The sequence below is a fragment of the Bacillus sp. LR--39 genome (assembly GCF_053613335.1).
Genome location: NZ_JBSIOT010001073.1, coordinates 1 through 639 on the forward strand (window position 1 = coordinate 1; position 639 = coordinate 639).

Genomic DNA, 639 nt, shown 5'->3' on the forward strand with positions numbered 1-639 from the left:
GGGAAGCCCTCAAGTGAGAAGGCGGTTTCTTGACATGGAAATCGGACAGGTTTCTCCCGTTTACCTCCATGATCTTTCTCTTTACCAGAAAATCCTTTCCCAGCGGAATCATTTTTTGAAACAGCTGCAAACAAGAAAACAAACTGACCGGACGATGCTTGATGTTCTGACCGATCAGCTTGTAGAAGTTGCAGCAAAAGTCGTCGTAAAACGTCTGCAGTTTACAGCACAGTTCGAGAAATGGGCGCAGCCCATCCATGCAGGCATCTCAAGAGGGCTTGAAGAACTGACCCTGAAATACCATACAGCTCTTGATGTATCAGATCCCCTAGATTTGTCGAAAATAGGAGATAGCTATCAAGAAGCGTTTTCTAAATTAAGAGAAAAAGAAATTGAGCGTGGCGTGACGCTGTCAGGGCCTCATCGTGACGATGTTCTTTTCTATGTGAACGGACGCGATGTGCAGACGTATGGTTCTCAAGGACAGCAGCGAACGACGGCGTTGTCCCTTAAGCTGGCGGAGATTGACCTGATCCATGAAGAAATCGGAGAATATCCCATTTTACTATTGGATGATGTACTGAGTGAACTGGATGATTATCGCCAGTCACACTTGCTTCATACGATCCAAGGCCGTGT

At 46.2% G+C, this 639-nt stretch carries 1 protein-coding gene; it reads left to right on the forward strand.

Going from position 1 to position 639, the window contains the following annotated elements; all coding sequences use genetic code 11:
* A partial coding sequence (gene recF / locus ACWHAR_RS28515; RefSeq protein WP_452088627.1) for a DNA replication/repair protein RecF occupies window positions 1-639 on the forward strand: 639 nt, incomplete at both ends.